This window comes from Pseudomonas sp. NBRC 111140, from assembly GCF_001320885.1.
Classification (GTDB): Bacteria; Pseudomonadota; Gammaproteobacteria; order Pseudomonadales; family Pseudomonadaceae; genus Aquipseudomonas; species Aquipseudomonas putida_P.
This window is the reverse complement of record NZ_BCBQ01000024.1, coordinates 64,799-70,981: the sequence shown is the minus strand read 5'-3', so window position 1 is coordinate 70,981 and position 6,183 is coordinate 64,799. Positions and strand designations below refer to the sequence as shown.

General features: G+C 57.6%; 6 protein-coding genes. 4 read left to right on the top strand and 2 right to left on the bottom strand.

Features of this window, described 5'->3' with window-relative positions; translation table 11 throughout:
• Positions 1-282: 282 nt before the first annotated feature.
• Complete coding sequence (locus APH42_RS10570; RefSeq protein ID WP_012316924.1) at positions 283-1,689, bottom strand: heavy metal sensor histidine kinase; 1,407 nt, start codon at positions 1,687-1,689, stop codon at positions 283-285.
• Entirely contained in the window at positions 1,689-2,366 is a 678-nt protein-coding gene (locus APH42_RS10565) for a heavy metal response regulator transcription factor (protein ID WP_012316925.1), read from the bottom strand. The genes APH42_RS10570 and APH42_RS10565 overlap by 1 nt, the downstream gene beginning before the upstream one ends.
• Positions 2,367-2,531: 165 nt before the next feature.
• Here APH42_RS10565 and APH42_RS10560 point away from each other — a divergent pair, with 165 nt between their 5' ends.
• From APH42_RS10560 to APH42_RS10545, 4 genes are all read left to right on the top strand, one after another.
• The gene (locus APH42_RS10560) at positions 2,532-2,738 is read left to right on the top strand and encodes a co-regulatory protein PtrA N-terminal domain-containing protein (protein ID WP_012316926.1); all 207 of its coding nucleotides are present in this window, start codon (positions 2,532-2,534) and stop codon (positions 2,736-2,738) included.
• Positions 2,739-2,919: 181 nt separating this feature from the next.
• A complete protein-coding gene (locus tag APH42_RS10555; protein WP_012316927.1) occupies positions 2,920-4,737 on the top strand; it encodes a copper resistance system multicopper oxidase in 1,818 nt (605 codons plus the stop codon).
• A 14-nt stretch (positions 4,738-4,751) separates the two neighbouring features.
• Positions 4,752-5,075, top strand: a complete 324-nt coding sequence (locus tag APH42_RS10550) for a hypothetical protein (protein ID WP_012316928.1) — start codon at positions 4,752-4,754, stop codon at positions 5,073-5,075.
• Entirely contained in the window at positions 5,065-6,180 is a 1,116-nt protein-coding gene (locus APH42_RS10545) for a copper resistance protein B (RefSeq protein ID WP_012316929.1), read from the top strand. The genes APH42_RS10550 and APH42_RS10545 overlap by 11 nt, the downstream gene beginning before the upstream one ends.
• Positions 6,181-6,183: the final 3 nt, after the last annotated feature.

Below are 6,183 nucleotides of genomic sequence, written 5' to 3'. Positions count from 1 at the left end.
GGTCGTGGCTTGGCATAGTCAGTCCAGGCGTTAGGAAGCTGGGCTGCACTGTGCTGGCAGTCCTGCACTCCTGGCCTACCTTGCAGGATTGGTATGGTCACCAGTCTTTCCCAGGTCTTGGTCCTGGCAGCAGGCATGGTCCATGCCCGCCATCATTTCCATGCCCATGGTCTGCATTGGGCAAGGTTCAGTCGCCGAATCGATGCCCGCCATCCCGTTAAGCGGAAGCGCCACGATAAGAATCAGGATGGGCGAGTATAGGTTACCGGGATGAACTCACCATTAAGGGGTTGGGGCTGCACCAACCAACCGCATGGAGGCTGGGAGACTGATGAAGAAGGTTGTGACACCCTCCGCTGAAGTACACCAAATTCGTCCGCTGTGAGCCTCGATGATGGAGCGTGTTATCGACAGGCCTAGGCCTGCATTGCTTGGCCCGCCTTCGCGTCTGGCTGGATCGGCCCGATAGAACCGGTGGAAGATCTTGCCAATGTGCTGAGGATCGATGGTTACTCCGCTGTTACGTACGGATAGCGTCACGGTTTCACGTGTTTGCTCGATCTGCACTGATATCTCGTTGCCTTCCGGGGTGTAGCGCAACGCGTTCGATAAAATGTTGGAAAGCGCTCGGTCAATCATCAGGCGATCGCCACGAACCTTGCCACGACCTTGGAGGGTCAGCTGAATGCCCCGGTCCTCAGCCAGGAACTGGTAGTACTCGAACAGCTTGTATACGAGTTCGGAGAGGTCCACATCGATCTGCTCGGGCACGATCAGACCGTTGTCCGCCTTGGCGAGGAAAAGCATGTCGTCAATCATGCGCGACATGCGCTTGAGGTCTTCCAGGTTCGAATAGAGGTTTTCCTCATATGCATCCAGGTCACGCTTCTTGGTGAGCACCACTTCAGTATGGGTCAGTAGGTTGCTGACCGGCGTTCTCAACTCGTGAGCGATATCGGCAGAAAAGTTGGACAACCGAACGAATGCATCCTCCAATCGTCCCAGCATCCCGTTGAAAGACAGGATGAGCTCCTGAAGCTCAATCGGTACGGGCTTCAGGGGAATGCGCTCGCGGAGCGATCTTGCTGACATCGCGGTCGCCACTTTGGTGATTTGCCCGACAGGCCGAAGCCCGCTTTTGGCCACGACCCAGCCCAAGCCTGCACTCACCACTGCACTGATCACCAAGCCGATCCCGAACCACCACTGCAAGGTGTGGAAGAAATGGGCATGAGTGGTGACATCGAGCATCAGCACCGCCGTCACAGGTTCCGGCTCGCCCGCGATGGCCAACTGGGCGGTGATACCGCGGAAGTTCTGCGATTCATCCTGCCACTCCCAGACCGCACCCTGGCGCGCCTGCTCGAACCGCTGAGGAATTTGGGAGGCTTTGGAGTCTGAAAAAAGGGTCGTTCCGTCAGCCTTGGTGATTTTCGCCGAAAGATCCTGATGTGCGCCGAGCAATGCCCGCAGCTGCTGCTCCTGATCGCCGAGCTCGCCTCGCGCTGCTGAAATGGACAGAATATGACGCGTTGACTCCAGCTTTTCGGAGAGCGCCTGCTCATCCAGCATCCGGAAATGGTGCTGGCTGAGCCCGTAGAAAGCCACGCCGGCAACGACCAAGACAGCAGTCACCGCGAACATGAACATCAGGGTCAGTCGCTTGACGAGCGATGATTGCGGGCGCATCACTCTGCCACATCCATCATGTAGCCCATGCCTCGGGCGGTATGGATGAGCTTTGGCGCGAAGTCGTCATCAATCTTGGCCCGCAGTCGGCGAATCGCGACCTCGATCACGTTGGTGTCACTGTCGAAGTTCATGTCCCAGACCTGAGAAGCGATCAGCGACTTGGGGAGCACCTCCCCGCGTCGGCGCATGAGCAGCTCCAAAAGGGCAAACTCCTTGGCAGTAAGGTCGATCCGCTTGCCGTTTCGCGTAGCCCGGCGCTTGAGCAGGTCAACCTCAAGGTCCGCCATCTTCATGGTGGTTTGAGCAGAACCACCGTTGCCTCTGCGCAGCAGTGTGCGGACCCGAGCCAACAGCTCAGAGAACGCAAAGGGCTTCACAAGGTAGTCATCAGCACCCAGCTCCAAGCCTTTAACGCGATCATCTACGCCATCACGGGCCGTGAGAAAGAGGACCGGCACGTCTTTCCCCGCTGCCCGGATCTTGCGCAGGACCTCCCAGCCATCGAGCCCCGGCATCATTACGTCCAAGATCAGCAAGTCATACGCTTCGCTCTGCGCCTGTTGCAGGGCGTCAGTGCCTGTCATCACCCGGTCTACAGTGAAGCCAGCCTCTGTTAGGCCTTGCTGGAGGTAGACACCGGTTTTCGGCTCATCTTCGGCTACGAGTAATTTCATCTGCTCTCATCCACGCGGAGTGCATCTCCAGTTTGCAGGAAAAAAGACGCCCAACCAGAAGCTGACGGAAAAGTAATGTCGCGATCAGTTTTCTGACAGCACCGCGAGGCTAATTTGACCCTGTACCTGACGCCATGAGGCGCAGAACCCACTGAGGATCTCCAGATGAACATGGTCAAAGCAATTGTGGTGGTCGTTACCTTCGGCATGGCAGGCATCGCCCTGGCAGAGGGCGGCGCGGACCGGACCTTTGCGCGGATGGAAGCGGCTCGCCAAAACTCCATGCAGGCCTATCAGGTTGCGCAGCAGGAGAAAGAGCAGCCGCCGGTCGCCGCACAGTCCAGCAAGCATGTCGGCCACGAGAGCTGCTGATCCGAGCTTACAGAAATGTAATCACTCCGGAATCTGAACTATGGCAGTTTCAGACTACGGCCTCTCATCAGCCTCGCGCAGTAGCGAAAGTCTACGAGACTGGTGAGAGCTCCAACGAACCCAAGGGCTGCGCCATCGAGCAGCCTGGATATCAGCGATCTACCTGACTGGACGCAACGGCATGCAAAGCAAAACCACGAGACGATCATTCGTCAAAGGCCTGGCCGCTACCGGACTTCTGGGTGGGCTCGGCATGTGGCGCGCGCCGGTCTGGGCTGTGACCAGCCCTGGCCAACCGAACGTGCTCAGCGGCAATGAATTCGACCTGTATATCGGTGAACTGCCCGTCAACATTACGGGGGCAGCTCGTACGGCCATGGCCATCAACGGCTCCGTGCCTGGGCCGATCCTGCGATGGCGCGAAGGCGACACCGTGACGCTGCGTGTACGCAACCGGTTGAAACAGGACACCTCCATTCACTGGCACGGCATAATCCTGCCCGCCAATATGGACGGTGTGCCGGGCTTGAGCTTTCACGGCATCGCTCCCGATGGCATGTACGAATACAAGTTCAAGGTCCACCAGAACGGCACTTACTGGTATCACAGCCACTCAGGCCTCCAAGAGCAGTCTGGGGTCTATGGCGCACTGGTGATCGATGCTAAGGATCCCGAGCCGTTTGTATATGACCGCGATTACGTCGTCATGCTCAGCGATTGGACGGATGAGGACCCGGCGCGGGTGCTCTCCAAACTCAAGAAGCAGTCCGACTATTACAACTTCCACAAGCGCACGGTCAGCGACTTCGTTGACGACGTGAGCGAGAAAGGCTGGTCGGCCGCTGTAGCGGATCGGAAGATGTGGGCTGAAATGAAGATGAGCCCCACCGACCTCGCAGATGTGAGCGGGTATACCTACACCTACCTCATGAACGGCCAAGCTCCGAACGGCAACTGGACGGGTATCTTCAAGCCCGGCGAGAAGATCCGCCTGCGATTCATCAACGGCTCGGCCATGACCTATTTCGATGTCCGGATTCCTGGGCTCAAGATGACGGTTGTGGCTGCCGACGGCCAGTACGTCAAACCCGTATCGGTCGATGAGTTCCGGATCGCCGTTGCTGAAACCTACGATGTCATCGTCGAGCCTGAAAACGAACAGGCCTATACGATTTTCGCGCAATCCATGGACCGTACCGGGTATTCCCGAGGCACCCTGGCAGTTCGCGAAGGCTTGCAAGCGCCCGTACCGGCGGTAGATCCACGCCCGATCATCGCCATGAGCGATATGGGCATGGACCACGGCAGCATGGGCGGAATGGATCATGGCAGCATGGCTGGCATGGACCAGGGCAGCATGGCCGGCATGGATCACAGCAAGATGGCTGGAATGGACCACGGCAGCATGGCCGGTATGGACCACAGCAAGATGACTGGGATGGGCAATGAAGGCATGGCCGGCATGAGCGGCGCAATGCAAAGCCATCCGGCTTCCGAGACCAACAACCCACTGGTCGATATGCAGACTATGTCGCCAACGCCAAAGCTGAACGATCCGGGAATTGGCCTACGCAACAACGGGCGTCGAGTGCTGACGTACGCCGATCTGCGGAGCACCTTCATCGATCCCGATGGTCGAGAGCCTGGACGGACAATCGAACTGCACCTTACCGGCCACATGGAGAAGTTCGCGTGGTCGTTCGACGGTATCAAATTCTCCGACGCTGAACCGCTGCGGTTGAAATATGGCGAGCGTCTTCGCATCACCTTGGTCAACGACACCATGATGACTCACCCCATCCACCTCCACGGTATGTGGAGTGATCTGGAGGACGAGAACGGCAACTTCATGGTTCGCAAGCACACCATCGACATGCCACCTGGCTCAAAACGAAGCTATCGCGTCACCGCAGATGCCTTGGGACGTTGGGCCTATCACTGTCACCTACTGTTCCACATGGAAATGGGCATGTTCCGAGAAGTACGTGTGGACGAATGAACTGGAGATTTGAGATGAGCAAACCAATGAAACGAAGCGCCTTTTTCCTTTCTGCTGCGATGGTAGGCATTCTGGCTGTTTATGCCCCGTCGTCGTGGTCCAGCGACAATCATGATCAGCATTCCCAGAAAACCACAGAGGCCGGCAAAGCCAAAGGCTCGCAGGACAAGCAGGGCCAGGGGATGAACCATGAAGGCATGGACCATGGTTCCATGGAAGGTATGGACCACGGCTCGATGAAGGGAATGGACCATGGCTCGATGGAAGGCATGGACCACGACAAAATGATGAAATCGCATGGCAGCGACAAAGCTAAGGCAGGGAAAGATGGCCAATAGCCTCGGGCGGCCTTCGCTGCTGGCTCTGACCGTTTCGATCAGCATGCTGGGCGTAACGCCCAGCTTCGCTGCTGAAGAAATGGATCACTCGGGCATGGATCATTCGAAAATGGGGCACGGCTCCATGCAAATGGATGCTGCTCCATCCGAATCGATGCCGGCGATGGATCACAGCAAGATGGGGATGGGCAAACAGCAGAAAAAGCCTGCCCCTGTTGATCACAGCCAGATGGGGCATGCTCAAAGCAAGAGTAAATCCAGCCCGGTGGACCACAACAAGATGGACCACAGCAAAATGAACCATGGAAACATGCAGGGCATGGATCACGGCTCTATGAAGGGCATGGACCATTCCCAGATGAACCATAGCTCAGCGACTTCTCCGACCACGACGAGCCGCACGCCGATTCCAGTGCTCACTGATGCGGATCGCGAGTCGGCCTTTCCGCCCCTGGGTGGCCACCAAGTGCACGACAGCGGAATCAACAGCTTCTTCCTGTTGGACCAGCTCGAATACCAGGACGCCGATGAGGGCAGCACCCTGGCCTGGGACGCATCAGGCTGGATAGGCGGCGACATTAATCGCCTCTGGGTTCGTTCGGAAGGCGAGCGCACCAATGGGGTAACCGAAGATGCTGAGCTGCAACTCCTGTACGGGCGCTCGGTCAGCCCTTGGTGGGATGTGGTCGCCGGGGTCCGCCAGGATTTCAAACCGGAATCCCCACAGACCTGGGCAGCCTTTGGTATTCAGGGCATGGCTCTGTATGACTTCGAGGCCGAAGCCACGGCGTTTATAGGCGAGAACGGTCAGACTGCTGCGCGTCTTGAGGGCGAATACGACATCCTGCTGACCAATCGCTTGATTTTGCAGCCCACGGCCGAGGTCAATTTCTATGGCAAGAACGATCCTGAGCGCGGCGTTGGCTCGGGCCTTGCCAATACCGAAGTCGGGCTGCGCCTACGGTATGAAATTGTCCGCCAGTTTGCTCCATACATAGGCGTTACCTGGAGCCGCTCCTACGGCAACACCGCTGACTTCATCCGAGACGAGGGTGGAGATGTTGATGAGGCACGCTTCGTTGCCGGTATCCGGATGTGGTTCTGAGAA

Coding starts and splice junctions, on each gene's coding strand:
- APH42_RS10550 (WP_012316928.1), top strand. CDS start 4,752: ATGAGCAAACCAATGAAACGAAGCGCCTTTTTCCTTTCTGCTGCGATG.
- APH42_RS10545 (WP_012316929.1), top strand. CDS start 5,065: ATGGCCAATAGCCTCGGGCGGCCTTCGCTGCTGGCTCTGACCGTTTCG.
- APH42_RS10570 (WP_012316924.1), bottom strand. CDS start 1,689: ATGCGCCCGCAATCATCGCTCGTCAAGCGACTGACCCTGATGTTCATG.
- APH42_RS10555 (WP_012316927.1), top strand. CDS start 2,920: ATGCAAAGCAAAACCACGAGACGATCATTCGTCAAAGGCCTGGCCGCT.
- APH42_RS10565 (WP_012316925.1), bottom strand. CDS start 2,366: ATGAAATTACTCGTAGCCGAAGATGAGCCGAAAACCGGTGTCTACCTC.
- APH42_RS10560 (WP_012316926.1), top strand. CDS start 2,532: ATGAACATGGTCAAAGCAATTGTGGTGGTCGTTACCTTCGGCATGGCA.